We start from the raw sequence: 20854 nt of genomic DNA, 5'->3' as shown, positions 1-20854 counted from the left end.
AATAATCAAATGACAGCTGCATACGAATACGAAACACACGAATATGACGTGGTTGTTGTCGGCGCTGGCGGCGCAGGTCTGCGCGCCACGCTGGGCATGGCTGAGCAGGGTCTGCGTACAGCGTGCGTGACCAAAGTGTTCCCGACGCGTTCGCACACGGTTGCCGCGCAGGGCGGGATCGCCGCATCTCTGTCCAATATGGGTCCGGACCACTGGCAGTGGCACATGTACGACACCGTCAAAGGCTCGGACTGGCTGGGTGACACCGATGCAATGGAATACCTTGCGCGTGAGGCACCCAAGGCCGTGTATGAGCTGGAACACTACGGTGTTCCGTTCAGCCGTACTGAAGAAGGCAAGATCTATCAACGCCCGTTTGGTGGTCACACCACCGAATTCGGCGAAGGTCCTGCCGTGCAGCGGACCTGTGCTGCTGCGGACCGGACCGGTCACGCGATCCTGCACACGCTCTATGGTCAAAGCCTCAAGAACAACGCCGAGTTCTATATCGAATACTTTGCCATCGACCTGATCATGTCCGAAGACGGGCAATGTCAGGGCGTCGTCTGCTGGAAGTTGGATGACGGCACGATGCACGTCTTCAATGCCAAAATGGTGGTGTTGGCGACCGGCGGCTATGGTCGTGCCTATTTCAGCGCGACCTCGGCCCATACCTGTACCGGCGATGGCGGCGGCATGGTGGCCCGCGCGGGTCTGGCGCTGCAGGATATGGAATTCGTACAGTTCCACCCGACCGGCATCTACGGCTCGGGTTGCCTGATCACCGAAGGTGCGCGAGGCGAGGGTGGTTACTTGACCAACAGCGAAGGCGAACGGTTCATGGAACGCTACGCGCCCCAGTACAAGGACCTCGCACCTCGCGATTACGTCTCGCGTTCGATGACGATGGAGATCCGCGAAGGTCGCGGCCATGGTGACGGTGGCGACCACATTCACCTGAACCTCAGCCACCTGCCGGCCGAGGCGCTGGCCGAACGTCTGCCGGGGATTTCCGAGTCTGCACGTGTCTTTGCGGGCGTAGACGTCACCAAGGAACCGATACCGGTTCTGCCGACCGTGCACTACAACATGGGCGGCATTCCAACCAACTATTGGGGTGAGGTTCTGAACCCGACCGCTGACAACCCGACGGGCGTTGTCCCCGGATTGATGGCTGTGGGTGAAGCAGGCTGTGCCTCGGTTCACGGGGCGAACCGTCTGGGCTCGAACTCACTGATCGACCTCGTGGTGTTTGGCCGCGCTGCTGCAATCAAAGCGGGCAAGGTAGTGGATGCCGAGGCACCGAACCCGGTGCTGAACCAGGCGTCGGTCGATAAGGCGTTCGACCGCTTTGACGCGGTACGTAATGCCAGCGGTGCAATCGCTACCGCCGATCTGCGTCTTGAGATGCAGAAGACCATGCAGGAAGACGCAGCGGTCTTCCGGACAGCAAAAACCATGGCCGAGGGCGTCGACAAGATGACGGAGATCGCCGCCAAGATGGACGACCTAAAAGTCAGCGACCGCTCGCTGGTCTGGAACAGCGACCTGATGGAAACGCTGGAGCTGACCAACCTGATGCCAAGTGCGTTGGCCACGATTGTCGGCGCCGAGGCGCGTAAGGAATCCCGCGGCGCGCACGCGCATGAGGATTTCACCGAGCGTGATGATGAAAACTGGCGCGTCCACACAGTGTCGCGTGTTGATGGCAACAAGGTTGATCTTAGCTATCGCCCGGTCATTGCCGATCCGCTGACAACCGAAGACGAAGGCGGCATCAGCCTGAAGAAAATCGCGCCCAAAGCGCGGACGTTCTGATCAAGCGGACCCCGCCTTGAAGTGGCTCGCTAATCGGACGGCACATGCGGCGGATTAGTGAAACGAAGAATAGAAAGGGCCGCTGACATGATGTCTGCGGCCCTTTATTGTGGGTCAGCCAGCCTGCCATTAAATGCTTGCAAGATTTAGGTTGTCTAACTGCCCGTTTTTGGGCGACGACGATTTGAGCTACAGCGATGATTATGTTCAGCGCATGGTCAAATGCCTAGAAAACCACGACGCGGACAAAGTGGTCATCGGCACGCATGGGACCACTTATTCCAGTACAGCTCCGGAAAACGTTCATCAAAGAACACCAATTAAGTTCGGCCAACTGTTACAAAACATGCAGCGTGTGGACCAACTGTGAACAGGGGCATTGGTTGCGCTTGGCCGTAACATTGCGCCCTACGAGTACGTGGAATCCAGCCAGAAATTCGTGGATGTGTGTTATGCGCGTTGGTTGCATGAAAACGGCATTGAAAGCTGGGTCATCGATCGCGAGAACAGCGGATTTATTCGGCGCGTGCCCACCGAAGGTGAGCACGAAACATTCTTCATGACTTTTACCAGAAAGACGCGCCAGGTTTGGATGAAATCAGTTTTTTACCGCGTACGACGGGTATCGTGTAACGGGTGACCGCATCTAGGTCAGCTCAGACAGCGCACGTTTCAGGTCGCCGGATATTCGGTGCGGGCTGCGTTCAACCGCAAAGTCGAGACAGGCCTGACGTTTTTTGGCCAACTCCTCATCGGACATGCTGAGTACACGCATCATCATGCGGATCAAGCCTCTTGGGTTTTGCGCGGGATAGAGCAGATCATGACAGGCCTCTGGGGTAATATGCTTGTGCGCATCAATGTCGGGGCCGATAATCGGCAAGCCAAAGGTCTGCGCCAGCATAGCCGTTCCCGAGGTAAAAGTGGTCGTCGACGGCAGCATGTATGCATGCGCATTTGCGAACACTTGGGCTATTTCGGAATCGGGAATTCGTTCAGGCATAACAGTAGTATTGCGGTTTGACCGCAAGCGGCGCATCAGGCGGCGGCCGGACGGATACACACGCCCGACGACTGACACCTGAAAGTCGTGCCCGCGACTAGTCAATTTTTTTGCGGCATCTCCCAACCGCCCCAATTCACGGCTGCCCCGCATTGTTCCAAAGCTTAAGAAATGGGTGCGCTCGCGCAGAGGAAGGGGGCGTTTCAACGTTTGCTCTGCCGGTTCGTAAACACCAAGATAGCTCGGATGCGGAATGAGACGCAGTTTTTCCGGGTCAGTGCCATAATCATCAATCATATGTTGCCGGGCATGGGGCGTGTGAACGTGAACTAGGTCGACAATATCCGCCAATTCCTGGCGGATATTGCGGAAATAATCTGTCTTGAAACCTTCGGAATGCGCAAACTGATTGTGAATGGTCCAGATCAATCTCCCGCCATTGGCCTGATACTGTCTCATGCCGTCACAGGTGGCCCGAAAATCAGAAGCCTGCTCTTCCGTTTCCGGCGTGGGGAACAACCGGTCGTCCCAATGTATATGAATGATGCTTTGATCGGGTTGAAAATCAGCCTTTGCAAACGCGGACAAAGGAGCGCTTCTGGAAGCAATCAAGCAGAACTCTGGCTTGCAGGCCGAATACAGCATGTTCTGGTAAGGGTTCTTATTGCCGTAGGGTATGTTGACGACATTAATCGGCATTCACTGTCCTGAACTCAACTCGTTTCTTTGGCGGCACGATCCATGTGCACCGCGGGAATTTTGTAGTGAACTTGCCCAATTTTCTTGGGTGTTTTCAAGGTTAAAAGGTTGGCTTTCCGGCCTGCCGAGTATATCTATACGCAGGATTTTAGCGAGGTCGGAAATGGTACAACTCACCCTGCCAAAGAACTCTCGGATTACCACAGGTAAAACTTGGCCGAAGCCTGAAGGCGCGGCCAATGTTCGTAAGTTTCAGATCTATCGCTGGAACCCGGATGACGGTCAAAATCCACGTGTAGACACCTATTTTGTCGATATGGACAGCTGCGGCCCGATGGTTCTGGACGCGCTGATCAAGATCAAGAACGAAATCGACCCAACCTTGACCTTCCGCCGATCCTGCCGCGAAGGTATCTGCGGTTCCTGCGCGATGAATATCGACGGGATCAACACGCTGGCCTGTATCTACGGCATGGATGAAATCAAGGGTGATGTTAAGATTTACCCGCTGCCGCATATGCCGGTCGTCAAGGACCTGATCCCTGACCTGACGCATTTCTACGCGCAGCATGCAAGCATCATGCCGTGGCTGGAAACCAAGACCAACCGTCCTGCGAAAGAGTGGAAGCAATCTATCGAAGATCGCAAGAAGCTGGATGGGCTGTATGAATGCGTGATGTGCGCCAGCTGCTCGACCTCGTGCCCCAGCTATTGGTGGAACGGGGATCGCTATCTTGGGCCCGCTGCGCTTTTGCATGCGTATCGCTGGATCATCGACAGCCGTGACGAAGCCACGGGTGAACGATTGGATGAGTTGGAAGATCCGTTCAAACTGTATCGTTGCCACACGATCATGAATTGTGCCAAGACCTGTCCGAAGGGTCTGAACCCGGCCAAGGCGATTGCCGAAATCAAAAAGATGATGGTTGATCGCGCAGTTTAAAGCGTATGAAAATCATGCACTTGCCGCCTTGCGGTAAGTGCATGTCGCAGTTGCAGATTTGTGTAATGCGATGGCCCCTGATCCAGACTATCTTTGTGATCAGGGAGGAGTGATGAGACCGAAAACGGGACCGCTCCGATGCAAAATCAAAGACAACAATCCAAAACGAGCGCTGTTGAAGCTCTGGAGCTTCTAAATCAAGCGTGGACCTACTACACGCCCGAGCCTGTAGAGGTGGAAGAAAAGCACGAACCTGAGCTTTTCGAATACGCAAACGCAGCCTAAGTCGACGTCAGGCTTGCGGCCGGCACTCAAAATGGGTCATGCTTTGGTCATGCCCATTTTGCTTCTTATCTTGGCAGGCGGCGTGTTTGCCTATTTTCTGTGGCGCTCGCGCACCTCGTCCCTGAGCCGGGACTGCCGCTGGCGGCAGCACCGTAAGGAAGGCGTTTGGGTGTGTGCATTCTGTGGCGCGCAGCAGCAGGGCAGCGACGCGCCAACTCAATGTCTGAAGGGTCAATAGCAGGGCGGCTTCCCACCCTACGTTTTTGCATTCACGCTGCCGGGAATGCCGCCTGAAGTGCGACTTCAACCATATCGCCAAAACTGCTTTCGCGTTCATCTGAGGGCAAAGATTCGCCGGTCAGCAAGTGATCGGAAACGGTTAGAACAGCCAATGCGCGGCAATTGTGCCGCGCGGCCAGAATGTACAGCTCCGCAGCTTCCATCTCGACCCCGAGAATACCGTGCCGTACCATCTGTTCGTTCAGATCTGGGCGTTCGTCATAGAAGACGTCCGACGAATAGATGCCGCCGATATGGGTTGGCGTGCCTTTGGCCGCAGCCGCCTGAGCCGCCGCCTGAAGCAGCCCCCAATCAGCACAGGGTGCGAAATTCAGCTCTTTCATGATGCCGCGTGACGGTGTGCTAAGCGTGGTCGAGGTCATCGCCAGGATCACATCGCGGACATTCACACTGTCCTGCATGCCCCCGCAAGAGCCGATACGGATCAGCGTTTTGGCACCATAGTCCCGGATCAGTTCGTTGACGTATATCGACAAGGATGGCATGCCCATCCCGCTACCTTGAATGGTGACAGGATTATCTTTCCAGCGTCCCGTAAAGCCCAACATGCCGCGCACGTCATTGACTTTCTTCACGTCGTCCAGGAACGTTTCAGCCGCCCATTTTGCACGATAGGGATCGCCGGGCAAAAGAACCGTTTCTGCAATATCGCCTTTTTCGGCTCCAATATGAATTGTCATTTTGGGGTACGTTCCAATTAGAAATTAGACTTCCAGATCCGAAATATCTGCGCCGGAATTCAATGCGTCATGAATCCATTGCGGCTTTCGACCACGACCCGACCATGTTTGTTCTGGATTGGCGGGGTTTTTGTATTTCGCTTTTGTGGCTTTTCCAGATATCGGATTGTCTTTTGACAGTTCCGACAAAGAGAACCCGAATTCAGCTGCGGCTTTTTCCGCCGCTTTCAGCGCTTCTTTGCGTTCGCGTTTTTCTGCACCAATAAGCGCCTTTTCCACCTGATCGCGCAATTCAAGTAGATCCTTGCGCGACATATTTTCCAGATTTGTCCCCGACATTCACCCTCTCCCAGGAAATAGTCATTAACGGCGTTACCGATGGCACACCGTAATTCCAAAGAAAAGGATTATCTATCCCCTTTTATTCAGGGATAGAAACAGGATCAGTTCAAATTGACCGGAGTTACTCGGCAGCCAGGTTTTGAGGATCTACAAGAGTGACGATATCGCCCATGATTGCATTCAGTTCGAAATTCTTGGGCGTATAGATCTTTGCAACACCCATTGCAGTAAGCTTTGCGGCGTCGTCATCGGGGATGATGCCACCTACAATCACCGGAATATGATTCAGCCCGGCCTCGCGCAGCCGGTTCATGACGTCCTGCACAAGCGGAATGTGGCTGCCTGACAGAATAGATAGACCGATCACATGTGCGTCGTCATCCGCAGCGGCGGTTACGATTTCCTCGGGAGTCAGGCGAATACCTTCGTAACTGATATCCATCCCGCAATCCCGGGCGCGGAATGCGATCTGTTCGGCCCCGTTCGAGTGACCGTCCAGCCCCGGCTTGCCGACCAGGAACTTCAGACGGCGACCAAGCTTGTCGCTGACCACATCCACTGCGGCCCGCAGATCTTCCAAGCCCTCTGTCTTGTTCGAGACCGAGCCCGAAACGCCCGTGGGCCCACGATAGGTACCGTAGACTTTGCGCATTTCTTCGGCCCACTCACCGGTGGTTACACCAGCCTTGGCAGCTGCGATTGAGGGCTCCATGACGTTGGTGCCGTTTTGCGCCGCTTCGCATAGCGCGGCCAGAGCCGCCGCGACAGCTGTGTCATCGCGATCTTGCCGCCATTCATTCAGGCGCGCGATTTGTTCTTGTTCGACAGCAGGGTCAACGACCATGATGCCGCCATCTTCGGTCTGCAGGGGCGAGGGTTCGCCTTCGATCCACTTGTTCACACCGACAACGACAGTTTCGTTCCGTTCGATGCGGTTCAGGCGTTCAGCGTTTGAATCAACAAGCCGTGACTTCATGTATTCGATTGACGCTACTGCTCCGCCCATTGAATCCAGATTGGCCAGTTCAGCGCGTGCGCCCTCTTTCAATTCTTCAACCTTCGCGTCCACGGCGGGGTTGCCATCGAACAGGTCACCATATTCCAGAAGGTCGGTCTCATAGGCCAGAATCTGTTGCATCCGCATGGACCACTGCTGATCCCAGGGGCGGGGCAGGCCCAGTGCCTCGTTCCAAGCAGGCAGCTGAACTGCGCGGGCGCGGGCTTTTTTCGAAAGAGTCACGGCCAGCATCTCGATCAGGATGCGGTAGACGTTGTTTTCAGGCTGCTGCTCGGTCAAACCGAGCGAGTTGACCTGAACGCCATACCGGAATCGGCGGAATTTCGGGTTCTCTACGCCGTAGCGGTCGCGCAGGATTTCGTCCCAAAGATCGACGAAAGCGCGCATTTTGCACATTTCAGTGACAAAGCGGATACCTGCGTTAACAAAGAACGAAATCCGTCCGCAAAGTGCTGGGAAATCCTCGGCGGGAACACGAGGGCGCAGTTCGTCCAGAACGGCGATGGCGGTGGCCAGCGCATAAGACAGCTCTTGCTCCGGTGTCGCGCCGGCTTCTTGCAGGTGATAGGAACACACGTTCATCGGGTTCCATTTCGGCACGTTGGTATAACAGTACTCGGCCACGTCAGCGATCATCTTGAGCGACGGTTTGGGCGGGCAGACATAGGTGCCGCGGCTCAGGTATTCCTTGATCAGGTCGTTTTGTACCGTGCCCTGCAGTTTGGAGATATCTGCGCCTTGTTCCTCGGCCACAGCGATGTAAAGCGCAAGCAGCCAAGGCGCTGTCGCGTTGATCGTCATCGAAGTGTTCATCTGTTCCAACGGAATCTGGTCGAACAGAACTCGCATATCGCCCAGGTGGCCGACAGGCACGCCAACCTTGCCCACTTCGCCGCGCGCGAGCGTATGATCACTGTCATAACCGGTCTGCGTGGGCAGATCGAAGGCCACCGACAGGCCCGTCTGGCCTTTTGCCAGATTCCCGCGATACAACGCATTCGACGCTTTGGCGGTGGAATGACCGGCATAGGTTCGGATGAGCCAGGGGCGATCTTTCTGCGTCTGCGTCATAGCTGGACCTCGTGTCTCGGTTGGGCAAGAAAATTACGTTCCTGGCCTCTAAAGCGCAATTTTCGGGACATGTCAATTCGCTGCGTCGCGGCATATTAGGTTCTTCAGATTGTAGGACGCAGCGTTTGGTGGCAGGGTGCACGCATGACTCAGACCGTGGAACTTCCGCTTTGGCTTTTTTTGCTGATCCTGGTGTTTGCCGTGGTCACTTTGGCTTCACATTTTCTGTTCCCGTCGGTGCGGTGGTTTTTCAGGCGTCGACTCGAACGAGCGGTGAAACGATTGAACACGCGCCTGAAGCGGCCGATCCAGCCGTTCAAGTTGGCGCACCGTCACGATATGATTCAGCGCCTGATCTATGACCCGCAGGTTGGTCAGGCCGTTCAGGATCACGCACGCGAAACGGGTGTCCCCGATGCTGTGGCGTTCGAGCAAGCGCAGCGATACGCGCGTGAGATCGTTCCCTCGTTTTCAGCCGTTGCCTATTTCAGCATTGCGATCCGTCTGGCTCGTTTGCTGAGCAATGCGTTTTATCACGTGCAGCTTAGCTATCAGGACGAAGACGCTGTCGAAAACATCGACCCCGACGCCACGGTGGTTTTCGTCATGAATCATCGCAGCAATATGGACTATGTGCTCGTTACCTACCTCGCAGCGCAACATTCGGCCCTTTCTTATGCGGTGGGCGAATGGGCCCGTGTCTGGCCCCTTAGCCGTCTGATCCGTGCGATGGGGGCTTATTTTATTCGGCGAAAGTCCGGCAATGATCTCTATCGTCAGGTGCTGTCCTGTTATGTGCGCCACGCGACCACGGCAGGAGTGACGCAGGCCATGTTCCCCGAAGGTGGGCTAAGTCTGACTGGTGCCCTGGGTCGTCCAAAGCTGGGTTTGCTCAAATATATTATTGACGGGACCTCGGAAGAGGGCCGCGATGTTGTATTCGTCCCCGTGGCGCTGAACTATGATCGTGTGCTCGAAGATACTGTTCTGACGCGTGCCGCATTAGGCAATGAACGACGGTTTCGCGCGCGGATCGGTGTAATCACCAGATGGATCCTCAAACAGCTCTGGCGGCGCGTGATCGGGCGCTACAAACGATTTGGCCTAGCCTCGGTCCGATATGGTCAGCCCGTTTCCTTGCGGGCGTTTCGGGCAGATCATCAGCGCGATCTGATGACCGATTTAGCGCGTGACCTGATGACGCGACTCCGCGCTGCAATCCCGCTGGTCCCTGTACCCGCCGCGTGTTGGCTAATGCAAAAGCATAAAGAGATGTCGGAGGCCGATGCCGTTCAGGTGATTGTCGAGCTCATGCGTCGCAATGGAATGACGGACCAAGAGAACCAGACATCGGTTGAAGCCGCGATTGATCAGTTGGTCGAACGGCGAATTCTCAGGCGCAGTGACGGGAAAATATGCCTGTCCGGTCAAAGGGTTGATCTTCTGGAGTATTATGCAGCCTCGGTTCCGATGGGACCAGACGAGGGAAATGCTGCGGATGCGAAGGAAATTTCTGCATCCGCTGGGTCATAAAGTTACAAAACAGCACCGATTTCGGTTGCATTATTTCCTAAAGGCCAATATTCCATCGGTTAATGCACGCGATTCTGCATCGCGGCAAAGGTTTAGAACTGAAGGAGGCCAACATGGCTCTGGACACCGACAGCGGCATCGCGTCGTACGAGGCACCGGAAAAAGACCTCTATGAGATGGGTGAAATCCCTCCGATGGGTTTTGTGCCCAAGAAAATGTATGCGTGGGCGATCCGCAAGGAGCGCCACGGCGACCCGGACACCGCGATGATTCAGGAAGTCGTGGACGTCCCCGAGCTGGACAGTCACGAAGTGCTGGTTCTGGTCATGGCTGCCGGCGTCAACTACAACGGAGTATGGGCGTCGCTGGGTAAGCCGATTTCGCCCTTCGATGGCCACAAGGCCCCTTACCACATTGCCGGTTCTGATGCGTCGGGCATCGTTTGGGCCGTTGGTTCAAAAGTGACCCGCTGGAAAGTTGGTGACGAGGTCGTCATCCACTGCAACCAGGATGATGGCGATGACGAGCATTGTAACGGCGGTGATCCGATGTATTCGGACAGCCAGCGGATTTGGGGCTATGAAACCCCCGATGGTTCGTTCGCGCAGTTCACTAATGTTCAGGCCCAGCAACTGATGCCGCGGCCCAAGCACCTGACTTGGGAAGAAAGCGCTTGCTACACGCTGACGCTGGCGACTGCCTACCGGATGCTGTTTGGTCATGAGCCACACGACCTAAAGCCGGGCCAGAACGTTCTGGTTTGGGGAGCGTCGGGTGGTCTGGGTTCCTATGCGATCCAGCTGATCAACACCGCAGGTGCAAACGCGATTGGTGTGATCTCAGACGAAAGCAAGCGTGACTTTGTCATGGGTCTGGGTGCCAAGGGCGTTCTGAACCGCAAAGACTTCAACTGCTGGGGTCAGCTGCCCACAGTGAACACACCAGAATATGCCGAGTGGTTCAAAGAAGCCCGCAAATTCGGCAAGGCCATTTGGGACATCACCGGTAAAGGCAACAACGTCGACATGGTGTTCGAGCACCCCGGCGAAAGCACCTTCCCGGTTTCGACCTTTGTTGTGAAGAAGGGCGGCATGGTTGTGATCTGCGCTGGTACAACCGGCTACAACCTGACCTTCGATGTGCGTTACATGTGGATGCACCAGAAGCGTCTGCAGGGCTCGCACTTTGCCCACCTCAAGCAGGCAGCGGCTGCAAACCAGCTGATGGTTGAACGTCGCCTGGATCCCTGCATGTCCGAAGTGTTCACCTGGAATGATCTGCCCGAGGCGCACATGAAGATGCTGCGGAACGAGCATAAGCCGGGCAACATGTCGGTGTTGGTTCAGGCTCCACAGACCGGGATGCGCACCTTGGAAGAGGTTCTGGCCGCACGCGACTAACTTCGTCTCAGACAAAATCCAAAACACCCGCGAATCGGTTTTCTGGCTCGCGGGTGTTTCTTTTTGGGCGGTGGTCTTAGCCTTTTTAAAGGCTTAAGCGAGAATACCCCGCTGTTTTTGGGGAGTAGAAATCAGTGAATAGGCCAAAAAAACTTCCTCATGCTATGGTTGTGTTAACCCTTCGTTAACCGTTTCGGAGAGACGCTGATGGCGCAAAATGAGTGGATACTGGACGTACTGTCGGACCTCAGCGCCTTTGCTGTTGAAAACGGTTTGACCGCGCTTGCCGAGCAGTTGGATGACACCAAGCTGATCGCCGCAGCCGAAATCTCGTCCAGAAAGAATGAGGTTCGGGCACCAGCGGATGGCAACAAAACTCGATATGAGCCAGGTTCTGGAGGACTTGGAAAACACCAGCTCGCTTGACGAACTAAGCGAAGTCGCCATTCGCCTGCGGGACAGGCTGCAGATTGAAAACCTGATTTATCATTGGGTCGACGGGGCCGGTGATCAATACGGCTATACCACCTATCCCGACGTTTGGGCCGAACGGTACCGCGAGCGTAACTATCACAGAATTGATCCGGTCATACTGGGCTGTTTCCAACGGTTTCATCCGGTGGACTGGAAGACGCTGGATTGGTCGGGCAAGGTTGCCAAGACGTTTTTGAAGGATGCATTAGAGCACGGCGTTGGCAATCAAGGTTATTCCATTCCGATCCGCGGCCCGAATGGCCAATTCGCTTTGTTTACCGTCAATCATACCTGTGACGATGACACCTGGCAGAAGTTCATCAAAACGCATGGGCGCGAACTGATCCTGATTGCGCATTACTTCAACCGAAAGGCGCTGGAGTTTGAAAGTGACCGTCAGCCCGATTCTGCACGTGGATTGTCGCCGCGTGAAGTGGACGCCATGACCTTGCTCGCCCTGGGTTATAGCAGGGCACAGGTCGCTCATTCCTTGTCGATCTCGGAACACACGCTGAGGGTTTATATCGAAAGCGCCCGCGCCAAGCTGGGTGCGCAAAACACAACTCATGCTATCGCAACGGCCCTGAGCCGAGGGTTAATAGTGGTTTAAAGCGCGCCCGCACTAAAAACCGGAAATTAACCACGACTTTGTACCCCCTTCGTTCTTGCACAGGACGACAAGGGGAAAAGAGTCATGTTGCGCTATGTCTATGCTGACGAATTGCACAAATATCCAAAACTGGCTGAGGGGATGTTTCGGGACCGCGCCGATCAATTCAAAACCCGGCTGGGCTGGGATGTTCATGTCAACGACAAGGGGGAAGAGCGAGATCAGTACGATGATCTGAACCCGATCTATGTCATTTGGGAAGAACCGGATGGCAGCCACGGCGGCTCCATGCGCGTGATGCCGACCACCGGTCCGGTTATGGTGAACGAGGTGTTTGGACACCTGACGGGCGGCAAACCAATCAACAGCCCCTTGATCTGGGAAGTGACGCGCTTTTGCCTGTCGCGCACGGCAAGCCCGCAGACGGCCGGGGCCATCATGCTTAGCGGCGGCGAGATGATGGAGGGGTTTGGTCTAACCCACATTGCGGGTGTTTTCGATGCGCGTATGATTCGCATCTATCGCCTGATCGGATCATCTCCGATCGTGCTGGGCACCGAAGGTAAAGGGCGTGATCAAATCTCGGTCGGGATGTGGCCGTATTCGGCGGACGACTGCAACCGCGTAGCCAAGCGCGCGGGCATCCCGCGTGAATTGTCGCGGCTGTGGTTCAAGACGGCTTTCGGCGTTGGCAGACAGCACCCGTTTGCATTGTCAGCATGACAGAGTGAAAACCGAATTCCACATCTGGTGATAGCTGGCGCGGGCTTGTAGGGTCGCGCCATGTCTTTGCCCTCTGTGACTTACTCTGACGACCAGGCCGCCGCGTATGACAGCATCTCTGAGATGCTGAAATCGGCAGGTGTTGACCTTGACGATGACGCGCTGCTGAAGCTTCCGGGATCGAGTAAATCCGGTGTGATGGCTGTGATTGGAAAGGCAGGGTCCGGAAAAACCCTGCTGCTGGCCGAGCTTTATAAGGCCATCGCGGACACCGGCGTGCAGATTGTGTCAGGCGATTTCGAAAGCCGCAAAGCTCGTGAAAAACGCAGTCTGGCGATCTTGGCCCCGACGAACAAAGCGGCCAGCGTATTGCGTCTGCGCGGGGTGCCAGCCACCACGATCCACCGCATCCTTTATACACCCGTCTACGATCCGGAATACGAGCGCATCGCCGAATGGCTGGCAGGCAATGACGAGCGTCCCGAAATCGAAGGCCTGACCGACGAGGCGCTGGATCGCGCAGCGGCGTTTTACCAGAACAACAAGTCCATTCCGGGCGCTCTGGCCGCGGCAGGGTTGCGGGGCTCCGATTTTATCACCGGCTGGAAGCGCCGGGACGAGCCGTTGGACATCGGGTTTGTGGACGAAGCCTCGATGCTGGATGACCGGCAATTCGAAGACTTGCAAGAAATCTTCCCAACACTTCTGCTGTTTGGTGACCCGGCACAGTTGGCGCCGGTCAATCAGTCGGGCAGCATGGTGTTCGAAGCGTTACCCGAACCGCGCAAACAGATCCTTCACCGGGTTCACCGACAGGATGCGGATAACCCGATATTGGACCTTGCCCATGCGCTGTCTGACCCGCAGATGGGGTTCGAAGATTTTGAGCGCATGGTCGAACAGACCGCCCGTCAGGACGACCGTGTGGTCTGGGGGCAGCGGGTCGAGGTTGATCTGATGGCCCGCAGTCCCGTTCTGGTCTGGCGCAATGCAACCCGTATTCGGTTGATTCAGGCTTTTCGAAACGTTCACGGCGCGCCGGATACCGAATTGTTGGAAGGCGAACCGCTTATCTGCGACGGTATCGAATTACCTTTGAAACATCGCAAGAAACGGCTGGATCTTGAGGCGCGCGGCCTGATCAAGGGCGCTCAGGTCATTTATCTGGGTCCTGGCCGCAAACCGGGGTTTTCCAGGTTGCACGTGATGGGGGCAGTAGACCCTCAGGTCAGCGCCGCATCCATCGTCAAGATTGAAAAACCGGACGAGGAAGAGCCGTTCATTCCCTTTGCCGCGCGCATGGGCGCCACCTTTTTGCACGGTGCAGCAGTCACCATTCACAAGGCGCAAGGGTCGCAGTGGGACACTGTTCAGGTTTTCGCTCCGGATATTTATGCCGCTGCCCGTATGGGCCGCACCGAGGCTGGACAACCACTGTGGAAACGTTTGGCCTATGTCGCCATCACGCGCGCGCAGGAAAGGCTGATCTGGGTCGTACGCAACCGGCTTGCCAAGCCGACTTATCCGCTGCGTGTGGACGACCTGCGCGCTGTCCCGGCGGCCTCACTGACCTTGGAGGCAGAAGAGACATGACATCCATTATTGTGACCGGCGCAAGTTCTGGCATAGGGCGCGCCACGGCTGAATTGTTTCTGGCCCAAGGATGGACGGTTGGTCTATTGGCGCGCAGTGCTGACAAGCTGAACGAAATGGCTGCAGAGCACGCAAACGCAATTCCATTGGTCGCGGATGTCACCGATGCACAAGCGGTTGAGGCCGCCTTTGGCGACTTTCAGGGTAAGGCGGGCCATTTGGATGTTCTGTTCAACAACGCGGGAATATTCGCGCCGGGGGGAACGATTGACGAGATCGCGTTGGACGATTGGTACCAAAGCGTCGCCGTCAACCTGAACGGCATGTTCCTGTGTGCCCGTGAGGCGTTTCGGATCATGCGCCACCAATCGCCGCAAGGCGGGCGCATCATCAATAACGGCTCAATTGCCGCCCATGTGCCGCGCCCCAACTCGGTGCATTACTCGGCGACGAAACACGCCATTACCGGCCTGACCCGCAGCCTGTCTTTGGACGGGCGGGGCTTCAATATCGCTTGTGGGCAGATCGATATCGGCAATGCGCGAACACAGATGGTGCAGGGCCTGGTCGACGCGGCCATTGCCGACAGGCAGCAGCCCGACCCAACAATGGCCGTCGAAGATGCAGCGCGGTCCGTTCTTCACATGGCGAACCTGCCGCTTGAGGCAAACGTTCAGTTCATGACCGTGATGGCCACGACAATGCCCTATATCGGACGCGGGTAACGATCAGTTACTCGCGCAATAGGCGGAACGCGGTTGACGCACCCCAACCCGCCGCAATGGCAATGACCAAAGACATCAGGCCGTACCAGATCGGTTGCTGGCGGGACATGTTGTACAAGAACCGCTCCAACCCTACTTTGCGCACGTCGATGGTGGTCTCAAATTGTGAAACGACCTCGCCGCCGCGGGTTAGGAAGATGCGCGCCACATAGTCGCCTTCGGTCAGATCCGCAGGCATGTCGATTGAGGTACGGAACAGGGTTTGTTCATCAACGGCCACGGTGTCTTCGCGAATGGAATACAGACCTTCGTTCTCTCGGATACGAATAACAGCGTCCGCGAATTCCTGCGCGCCGCGGATGTTCATCGCAGCACCAACAGATCGGATGGCACGTTCGATTGACACGCTGTACCGCAGGTCTTCGGTATCTGACAGAATCTCATTCAAGGGCGCGCTGGTCGCAACCGCATAGAAGCTGGGGGCTTCGTCTACGAGGACACTGTCGGTATTGACCCAGATTCCAAGCTTGCGCTCTTTTCGCCGAACGGTGACAGGACTGGATGGACCGGACACTGCGACAATCACTTCAAGTGGTGGTCCCGGCGGAATGGGAGCTTGGCGTTTGACCGCGCCAAAGACCAGGATCTCAGATCCGTCAAAATTGGCGGTGATGGCCACGCGATCCTGGCTGAGGCCCAGAACGACCTCTTCCTCAACGGCCAGAGCGGGGCTGGCGCAAAGGGCCAGCGCAACAAGCAAGCGTTTCAGCATGATTAGTGCCCTCCGCCGGTGCCAAGCGAGAACAGCTCGGATGGTTCAATCAGCAGATCCAAAGCCAGCTTTCCGCAAACCGCAAGAACTAGCGCTGCCAGCAACACCCGCAACTGCTCGGCAGGCATGCGCGCGCCGATCACCGTTCCGATCTGTGCACCGATGACGCCGCCAACCAGAAGCAATACGGCAAGAACGACATCAACTGTAAAGTTGGTAGTGGCATGCAACATGGTCGTAAAGGCGGTGACAAAGATGATCTGGAACAGGGATGTTCCGACCACGACCTTGGTGGGCATTCCCAACAGGTAAATCATCGCAGGCACCATGATGAACCCGCCGCCAACGCCCATAATGGCCGACAGAACGCCAACGAACAGGCCAACCAGCGCAGGCGGAATGACCGAGATATACAGGCCCGAAGTCCGGAACCGCATTTTGAACGGCATCGCATGCACCCAGCCGCGCTGACGGCGTTTGGGGGGTGCGGACACGCCTTTCTTGGATTTACGGAGCGCGTTCAGGCTTTCGATGAACATTAAACCGCCCACGACGCCAAGGAACACGACGTAGCACAACGTCACAAGCAGATCGACCTGCCCGAGGCTTTTGAGGTAGTTGAATATCACCACCCCAAGTGCAGCACCCGTTAAGCCGCCTATCAATAGGACGGTCCCCATTCTTAGGTCGACTGTTTTTCGTCGAAAATGCGCCAGAACCCCAGAGAATGAAGAGGCAACAATCTGGTTGGCTTCGGTTGCAACCGCAACGGCCGGGGGAATGCCGATGAAGAACAGCAGGGGCGTCATCAGGAAACCGCCGCCGACACCGAACATGCCCGAAAGAATGCCGACCATCCCCCCAAGCCCCAGTAGAAGGAAGGCGTTGACAGAAACTTCGGCGATAGGAAGGTAAATTTGCATATCGAGCTACTGGATGAGGGTAGGCGGGTCACAGAGAGTGATCAGGGCCGCCTCAAGGTAAAGTGGTGTAGGTTTAATGCGACGCGCGGCGGCAGTGCCCCGTGGCCACATGGCGGAAGTCGGATCGCTGGGCGTCATGCCAGCAGCCTGATACGGCTAAATGTCTGGTTTTCCTCAGTACTGAGGTGTTCATGCGTTCCCAAATACACGGTCCGGGTGTATTCCGAGTCGTAGGGTATGATTGGCGACACATGCATACCCCTTTAGAACGGTTGCGGCATGCAAAATCAACTCCGCATGCCGCTCTGCAGCGAACAGGACTGAACTGAGTCCGAAACTGGACTTATCAGCGCTCTTTCACATAGGGCTCACCGCCGGCGCGCGGCGGAACCGCTTTGCCGACAAACCCGGCCAGAATGACCACAGTAAGGACGTAAGGCAGGGCGTCCATGGCCTGCACAGGGATGACCACGCCGCCCAGATCGATGTTCTGGAACCGCAGCGCGATGGCCTGCAACAAACCGAACAACAGGCAAGCGCCCATTGCATGCCAGGGGCGCCATTTCGCAAAGATCAGTGCAGCCAGCGCGATAAAACCACGGCCTGCGGTCATGTCTTTGACGAACCCAGCTTGCAGTGCGGTGGCCAGGTAAGCCCCAGCGATACCGCACAACACGCCACAGATGGCGACAGCGGCATAGCGCAGGCCAACGACCGAGACACCGGCCGTGTCGACGGCAGCGGGGTTTTCACCCACGGCGCGCAATCGCAATCCGAACCGTGTGCGATACAGAATCCACCATGTTGCCGGTACCATCAGGAACGCGACATAGACCAGGACCGAATGGCCCGAGAGCAACTCGGAATAGATCGGCCCGATGATTGGCACCCCGCTCAGCGACTCGGCAAAGGGGAAATTGATCGGTGTGAAACGACCGCCGCCAAACAACGAGGGCGTGCGCCCGCCCTGTTCGAACCAGCTTTGCGCGACAAGAACCGTCATACCTGCCGCAAGAAAGTTGATTGCGACCCCGGATATCAATTGGTTGCCCCGGAAGGTGATCGAGGCCAAACCGTGAAGCCCGGAAAGAACGAGAGAAGAGGCGATCCCCGCCAGCAGGCCCAACCAGACCGACCCGGTCACAGCCGCGACGGCTGCCGAGAAGAAGGCGGCCATCAGCATCTTGCCTTCAAGACCGATGTCGAAAATTCCCGCACGTTCGGAATAGAGCCCTGCCAGGCAGGCCAGCAATAGCGGCGTGGCCAAACGGATGCTCGAGTCCAGGACCTGGATGAGTGTTATAAAGAACTCCATCACTGCGCTCCCTTCCGCAGGCTCAGGAACAGCTTTTCAAGTGGCATCCGGACCATGTTGTCCAGCGCCCCGGTGAACAGGATCACCAGGGCCTGAATGACAACGATCAGTTCGCGTGGGATCGACGTCCAGAAAGCCAATTCTGCACCGCCCTGATAGAGAAACCCGAACAGGATCGCCGCAAGAAACACACCAAACGGGTGCGACCGGCCCATCAGCGCCACTGCGATGCCGATGAATCCCGCGCCCTCGGTTGCGTTCAGAACCAGGCGTTCGGCCTCACCCATCACGTTGTTGATGGCCATCAGCCCCGCCAGCGCGCCCGAAATCAGCATCGCAATGATCGTGATCCGCACCGGCGAAATGCCTGCATAGACGGCGCCGGTTTCGGTCTTGCCGTAGGACCGGATTTCATAGCCCAACCTTGTCCGCCAGATCAGTGCCCAGACGACAAAACAGGCCAAAACCGCAATGAAGAACGTGATATTAACAGGGGTCCCTTTAAACACCACGTTTTCGGCGGTTGAGAACATCGACTGAAATGTGGGCAGGTGAACGGCCTCGGGGAAACGCGCAGATGAGGGGTCTTGCGCGCCTGGTGGTCGCATAAGATTGACCAACACGTAGTTCAGGAATGCCGCCGCAATAAAGTTAAACATGATCGTTGTGATCACGATGTGACTGCCACGCTTGGCTTGTAGATAGGCCGGTATGGCGGCCCATGCGGCGCCAAACAGCATCGAACCTGCGCAAGCCGCCAATAGCGCAACGCTCCAATGCGGCCACGGGATGTAAAGGCATACCATGGCAACGCCCAGCCCGCCCAGCATAGCCTGACCTTCGCCCCCGATGTTGAACAGCCGGGCGTGGAAGGCGACGGCCACAGCCAACCCTGTGAACATAAAGTTGGTGGCATAATACAGCGTATACCCCCAACCGTAGGTCGACCCGAGCGCACCGGTCACCATCAGTTTCACCGCTTCGATCGGGTTTTCACCGATGGCCAGAATGACCAAGGCGGACAAGATTGCGGCCAATATCAGACTGATCAGCGGGATCAGCACCACATCGGCCCATTTGGGCATCTTTTCCATGTTACGCGGCCTCTCCCGCAACGCCGGCCATCAACAGGCCAAGTTCTTTTTCATCTGTTTCATGGGGCAGTCTTTCGCCCATGACATGTCCGTCAAACATCACAGCGATGCGATCCGATAGCGAGAAGATTTCTTCCAACTCGACCGAGACGAGCAGGATTGCTTTACCTTGATCACGCAGCGCGACGATCTGCTTGTGAATGAACTCGATCGCGCCGATGTCGACGCCGCGGGTTGGTTGCCCCACCAATAGAAGATCCGGGTTCCGTTCAATTTCGCGCGCGACAACAATCTTTTGTTGGTTCCCGCCCGAGAAGCTCTTGGCTGTAAGCCACGCATTAGGTGGTCGGACGTCGAATTTCTCGATCTTGCGCTCGGTATCGGCGCGCAGGGCGGCGTTGTTCATGAAAATCCCGCTCTGGTAGGCAGGATCACGGTGATAGCCAAAGGCCACATTCTCCCAAGCGTGAAAGTCCATCACAAGGCCTTCGCGCTGACGGTCTTCGGGCACGTGTGCGATATGTTGGGCCCGACGCGCCTGACCGTCCGATCCCGGACCGCTAAGCGCCAGCGGGCTGCCGTTCAATTTGATCGAACCCTGACCCGGACGCATGCCGCCCAGAACTTCCAGAAGTTCCGATTGGCCATTTCCGGCCACGCCAGCGATACCGACGATTTCACCGGCCCGAACGGTCAGGTCGATACCCTTGACCCGTTCGACCCCGGCTGAATCGAAAACGCTGAGTTTTTCAATTTCCAGAACGGGCTTACCGGGTTGCGCAGGTACTTTATCGACTTGCAGCAGCACCTTGCGGCCCACCATCAGCTCGGCCAGCTCCTGGGGGCTGGTGTCGGCTGTTTTCACCGTCGCCGTCATCTGACCGCGCCGCATGACCGAAACCGTATCGGTGTTTTCCATGATTTCGCGCAGCTTGTGCGTGATCACGATGATCGTCTTCCCTTCGGCCCGCAGGCGGTCAAGGATGCGGAACAGCTGGTCAGCCTCGGACGGTGTCAGAACCCCGGTGGGTTCGTCCAGGATCAGAATCTCGGCCTTGCGATACAGGGCTTTCAGGATTTCGACCCGTTGCTGCATGCCGACGCCAATCTCGTCGATGCGCTTGTCGGGATCTACGAACAGCTCGTATTCCTCTTCCAGCGCTTTCAGTTCTTTGCGCGCTTTGGACAAGGACGGGGCCAGCAGCCCGCCATCCTCGGCACCGAGAACGATGTTTTCCAGAACGGTGAAATTTTCAACCAGTTTGAAATGCTGGAACACCATCCCGATCCCGGCAGCAATGGCCGCCTGGCTGTCAGGGATGTCGGTCTTGTTGCCGTTAATCCAGATTTCACCTTTATCGGCTTTGTAAAAGCCGTAGAGGATGCTCATCAGCGTGGATTTGCCCGCACCGTTTTCACCGATGATCCCATGGATCGTACCGGGGGCGACGCTGATAGAAATGTCTTTATTGGCCTGAACCGGCCCAAAGGCTTTGGATATCCCTTTGAGCTCAATGGCGGGGACGGTCATGT

17 protein-coding genes and 1 pseudogene are annotated in these 20854 nt (G+C 56.5%); 9 read left to right on the top strand and 9 right to left on the bottom strand.

The window, feature by feature from the left end; genetic code table 11:
* Positions 1 to 9 precede the first annotated feature (9 nt).
* Positions 10 to 1818, top strand: a complete 1809-nt coding sequence (sdhA, locus tag AC2FI9_RS10785) for a succinate dehydrogenase flavoprotein subunit (RefSeq protein ID WP_496767513.1) — start codon at positions 10 to 12, stop codon at positions 1816 to 1818.
* Positions 1819 to 2464: 646 nt separating this feature from the next.
* Here sdhA and AC2FI9_RS10780 read toward each other — a convergent pair.
* Positions 2465 to 3520, bottom strand: a complete 1056-nt coding sequence (locus AC2FI9_RS10780; RefSeq protein ID WP_496767509.1) for a glycosyltransferase family 4 protein — start codon at positions 3518 to 3520, stop codon at positions 2465 to 2467.
* Between the two features lie 163 nt (positions 3521 to 3683).
* Between AC2FI9_RS10780 and AC2FI9_RS10775 the strand changes: the two genes are divergently transcribed.
* Complete coding sequence (locus AC2FI9_RS10775) at positions 3684 to 4463, top strand: succinate dehydrogenase iron-sulfur subunit (protein WP_058273522.1); 780 nt, start codon at positions 3684 to 3686, stop codon at positions 4461 to 4463.
* A 554-nt stretch (positions 4464 to 5017) separates the two neighbouring features.
* Here AC2FI9_RS10775 and deoD read toward each other — a convergent pair.
* The 3 genes and pseudogenes from deoD to AC2FI9_RS10760 all read right to left on the bottom strand — a co-directional run.
* Positions 5018 to 5728, bottom strand: a complete 711-nt coding sequence (gene deoD, locus AC2FI9_RS10770; protein WP_496767506.1) for a purine-nucleoside phosphorylase — start codon at positions 5726 to 5728, stop codon at positions 5018 to 5020.
* A gap of 24 nt (positions 5729 to 5752) precedes the next feature.
* A complete protein-coding gene (locus AC2FI9_RS10765; RefSeq protein ID WP_496734370.1) occupies positions 5753 to 6067 on the bottom strand; it encodes an H-NS histone family protein in 315 nt (104 codons plus the stop codon).
* A 124-nt stretch (positions 6068 to 6191) separates the two neighbouring features.
* Positions 6192 to 8162 (bottom strand): annotated as a pseudogene (locus AC2FI9_RS10760) (protein meaA); the annotation flags it as partial.
* Positions 8163 to 8303: 141 nt separating this feature from the next.
* Between AC2FI9_RS10760 and AC2FI9_RS10755 the strand changes: the two are divergent.
* From AC2FI9_RS10755 to AC2FI9_RS10725, 7 genes are all read left to right on the top strand, one after another.
* Positions 8304 to 9692: a 1-acyl-sn-glycerol-3-phosphate acyltransferase gene (locus tag AC2FI9_RS10755; protein ID WP_496767502.1), complete on the top strand. Its 1389-nt coding sequence runs from the start codon at positions 8304 to 8306 to the stop codon at positions 9690 to 9692.
* Positions 9693 to 9805: 113 nt separating this feature from the next.
* Positions 9806 to 11092 (top strand): crotonyl-CoA carboxylase/reductase, encoded by a 1287-nt coding sequence (ccrA, locus tag AC2FI9_RS10750; protein WP_496725843.1) that lies wholly within the window; start codon positions 9806 to 9808, stop codon positions 11090 to 11092.
* 207 nt (positions 11093 to 11299) lie between these two features.
* Positions 11300 to 11518, top strand: a complete 219-nt coding sequence (locus AC2FI9_RS10745) for a hypothetical protein (protein ID WP_058278773.1) — start codon at positions 11300 to 11302, stop codon at positions 11516 to 11518.
* Positions 11457 to 12176, top strand: coding sequence for a helix-turn-helix transcriptional regulator (locus tag AC2FI9_RS10740; RefSeq protein ID WP_496725845.1), 720 nt, complete (start codon positions 11457 to 11459; stop codon positions 12174 to 12176). Before AC2FI9_RS10745 ends, AC2FI9_RS10740 begins: the two co-directional genes overlap by 62 nt.
* An 84-nt stretch (positions 12177 to 12260) precedes the next feature.
* Positions 12261 to 12899 carry an acyl-homoserine-lactone synthase gene (locus tag AC2FI9_RS10735; protein WP_496767500.1) on the top strand — a complete coding sequence of 213 codons (639 nt, stop codon included), beginning with the start codon at positions 12261 to 12263 and terminating at the stop codon, positions 12897 to 12899.
* Positions 12900 to 12959: 60 nt separating this feature from the next.
* A complete protein-coding gene (locus AC2FI9_RS10730; protein WP_496767498.1) occupies positions 12960 to 14492 on the top strand; it encodes an ATP-dependent DNA helicase in 1533 nt (510 codons plus the stop codon).
* Positions 14489 to 15217: an SDR family oxidoreductase gene (locus AC2FI9_RS10725; RefSeq protein ID WP_496767496.1), complete on the top strand. Its 729-nt coding sequence runs from the start codon at positions 14489 to 14491 to the stop codon at positions 15215 to 15217. The genes AC2FI9_RS10730 and AC2FI9_RS10725 overlap by 4 nt, the downstream gene beginning before the upstream one ends.
* 7 nt (positions 15218 to 15224) lie before the next feature.
* On the opposite strand, the gene AC2FI9_RS10720 is transcribed toward AC2FI9_RS10725, so the two are convergent.
* The 5 genes from AC2FI9_RS10720 to AC2FI9_RS10700 form a co-directional block, all read right to left on the bottom strand.
* The gene (locus tag AC2FI9_RS10720) at positions 15225 to 15989 is read right to left on the bottom strand and encodes a TIGR02186 family protein (protein ID WP_496767494.1); all 765 of its coding nucleotides are present in this window, start codon (positions 15987 to 15989) and stop codon (positions 15225 to 15227) included.
* A gap of 2 nt (positions 15990 to 15991) precedes the next feature.
* Positions 15992 to 16912, bottom strand: a complete 921-nt coding sequence (locus tag AC2FI9_RS10715) for a sulfite exporter TauE/SafE family protein (RefSeq protein WP_496767492.1) — start codon at positions 16910 to 16912, stop codon at positions 15992 to 15994.
* Between the two features lie 346 nt (positions 16913 to 17258).
* Positions 17259 to 18227 (bottom strand): ABC transporter permease, encoded by a 969-nt coding sequence (locus AC2FI9_RS10710; protein WP_496767491.1) that lies wholly within the window; start codon positions 18225 to 18227, stop codon positions 17259 to 17261.
* A complete protein-coding gene (locus AC2FI9_RS10705; RefSeq protein ID WP_282152456.1) occupies positions 18227 to 19321 on the bottom strand; it encodes an ABC transporter permease in 1095 nt (364 codons plus the stop codon). The genes AC2FI9_RS10710 and AC2FI9_RS10705 overlap by 1 nt, the downstream gene beginning before the upstream one ends.
* Before the next feature lies 1 nt (position 19322).
* Positions 19323 to 20852, bottom strand: a complete 1530-nt coding sequence (locus AC2FI9_RS10700) for an ABC transporter ATP-binding protein (protein ID WP_496767489.1) — start codon at positions 20850 to 20852, stop codon at positions 19323 to 19325.
* Positions 20853 to 20854: the final 2 nt, after the last annotated feature.

The sequence above is a fragment of the Ruegeria sp. CDSA246 genome (assembly GCF_059611225.1).
The sequence above is the reverse complement of the archived record's forward strand: the minus strand, read 5'-3'. Positions and strand labels throughout refer to the sequence as shown.

Coding starts and splice junctions, on each gene's coding strand:
- AC2FI9_RS10710 (WP_496767491.1), bottom strand. CDS start 18,227: ATGGAGTTCTTTATAACACTCATCCAGGTCCTGGACTCGAGCATCCGT.
- deoD (WP_496767506.1), bottom strand. CDS start 5,728: ATGACAATTCATATTGGAGCCGAAAAAGGCGATATTGCAGAAACGGTT.
- AC2FI9_RS10755 (WP_496767502.1), top strand. CDS start 8,304: ATGACTCAGACCGTGGAACTTCCGCTTTGGCTTTTTTTGCTGATCCTG.
- AC2FI9_RS10715 (WP_496767492.1), bottom strand. CDS start 16,912: ATGCAAATTTACCTTCCTATCGCCGAAGTTTCTGTCAACGCCTTCCTT.
- ccrA (WP_496725843.1), top strand. CDS start 9,806: ATGGCTCTGGACACCGACAGCGGCATCGCGTCGTACGAGGCACCGGAA.
- AC2FI9_RS10735 (WP_496767500.1), top strand. CDS start 12,261: ATGTTGCGCTATGTCTATGCTGACGAATTGCACAAATATCCAAAACTG.
- AC2FI9_RS10705 (WP_282152456.1), bottom strand. CDS start 19,321: ATGGAAAAGATGCCCAAATGGGCCGATGTGGTGCTGATCCCGCTGATC.
- AC2FI9_RS10730 (WP_496767498.1), top strand. CDS start 12,960: ATGTCTTTGCCCTCTGTGACTTACTCTGACGACCAGGCCGCCGCGTAT.
- AC2FI9_RS10765 (WP_496734370.1), bottom strand. CDS start 6,067: ATGTCGGGGACAAATCTGGAAAATATGTCGCGCAAGGATCTACTTGAA.
- AC2FI9_RS10740 (WP_496725845.1), top strand. CDS start 11,457: ATGGCAACAAAACTCGATATGAGCCAGGTTCTGGAGGACTTGGAAAAC.
- AC2FI9_RS10725 (WP_496767496.1), top strand. CDS start 14,489: ATGACATCCATTATTGTGACCGGCGCAAGTTCTGGCATAGGGCGCGCC.
- AC2FI9_RS10720 (WP_496767494.1), bottom strand. CDS start 15,989: ATGCTGAAACGCTTGCTTGTTGCGCTGGCCCTTTGCGCCAGCCCCGCT.
- AC2FI9_RS10775 (WP_058273522.1), top strand. CDS start 3,684: ATGGTACAACTCACCCTGCCAAAGAACTCTCGGATTACCACAGGTAAA.
- sdhA (WP_496767513.1), top strand. CDS start 10: ATGACAGCTGCATACGAATACGAAACACACGAATATGACGTGGTTGTT.
- AC2FI9_RS10745 (WP_058278773.1), top strand. CDS start 11,300: ATGGCGCAAAATGAGTGGATACTGGACGTACTGTCGGACCTCAGCGCC.
- AC2FI9_RS10780 (WP_496767509.1), bottom strand. CDS start 3,520: ATGCCGATTAATGTCGTCAACATACCCTACGGCAATAAGAACCCTTAC.
- AC2FI9_RS10700 (WP_496767489.1), bottom strand. CDS start 20,852: ATGACCGTCCCCGCCATTGAGCTCAAAGGGATATCCAAAGCCTTTGGG.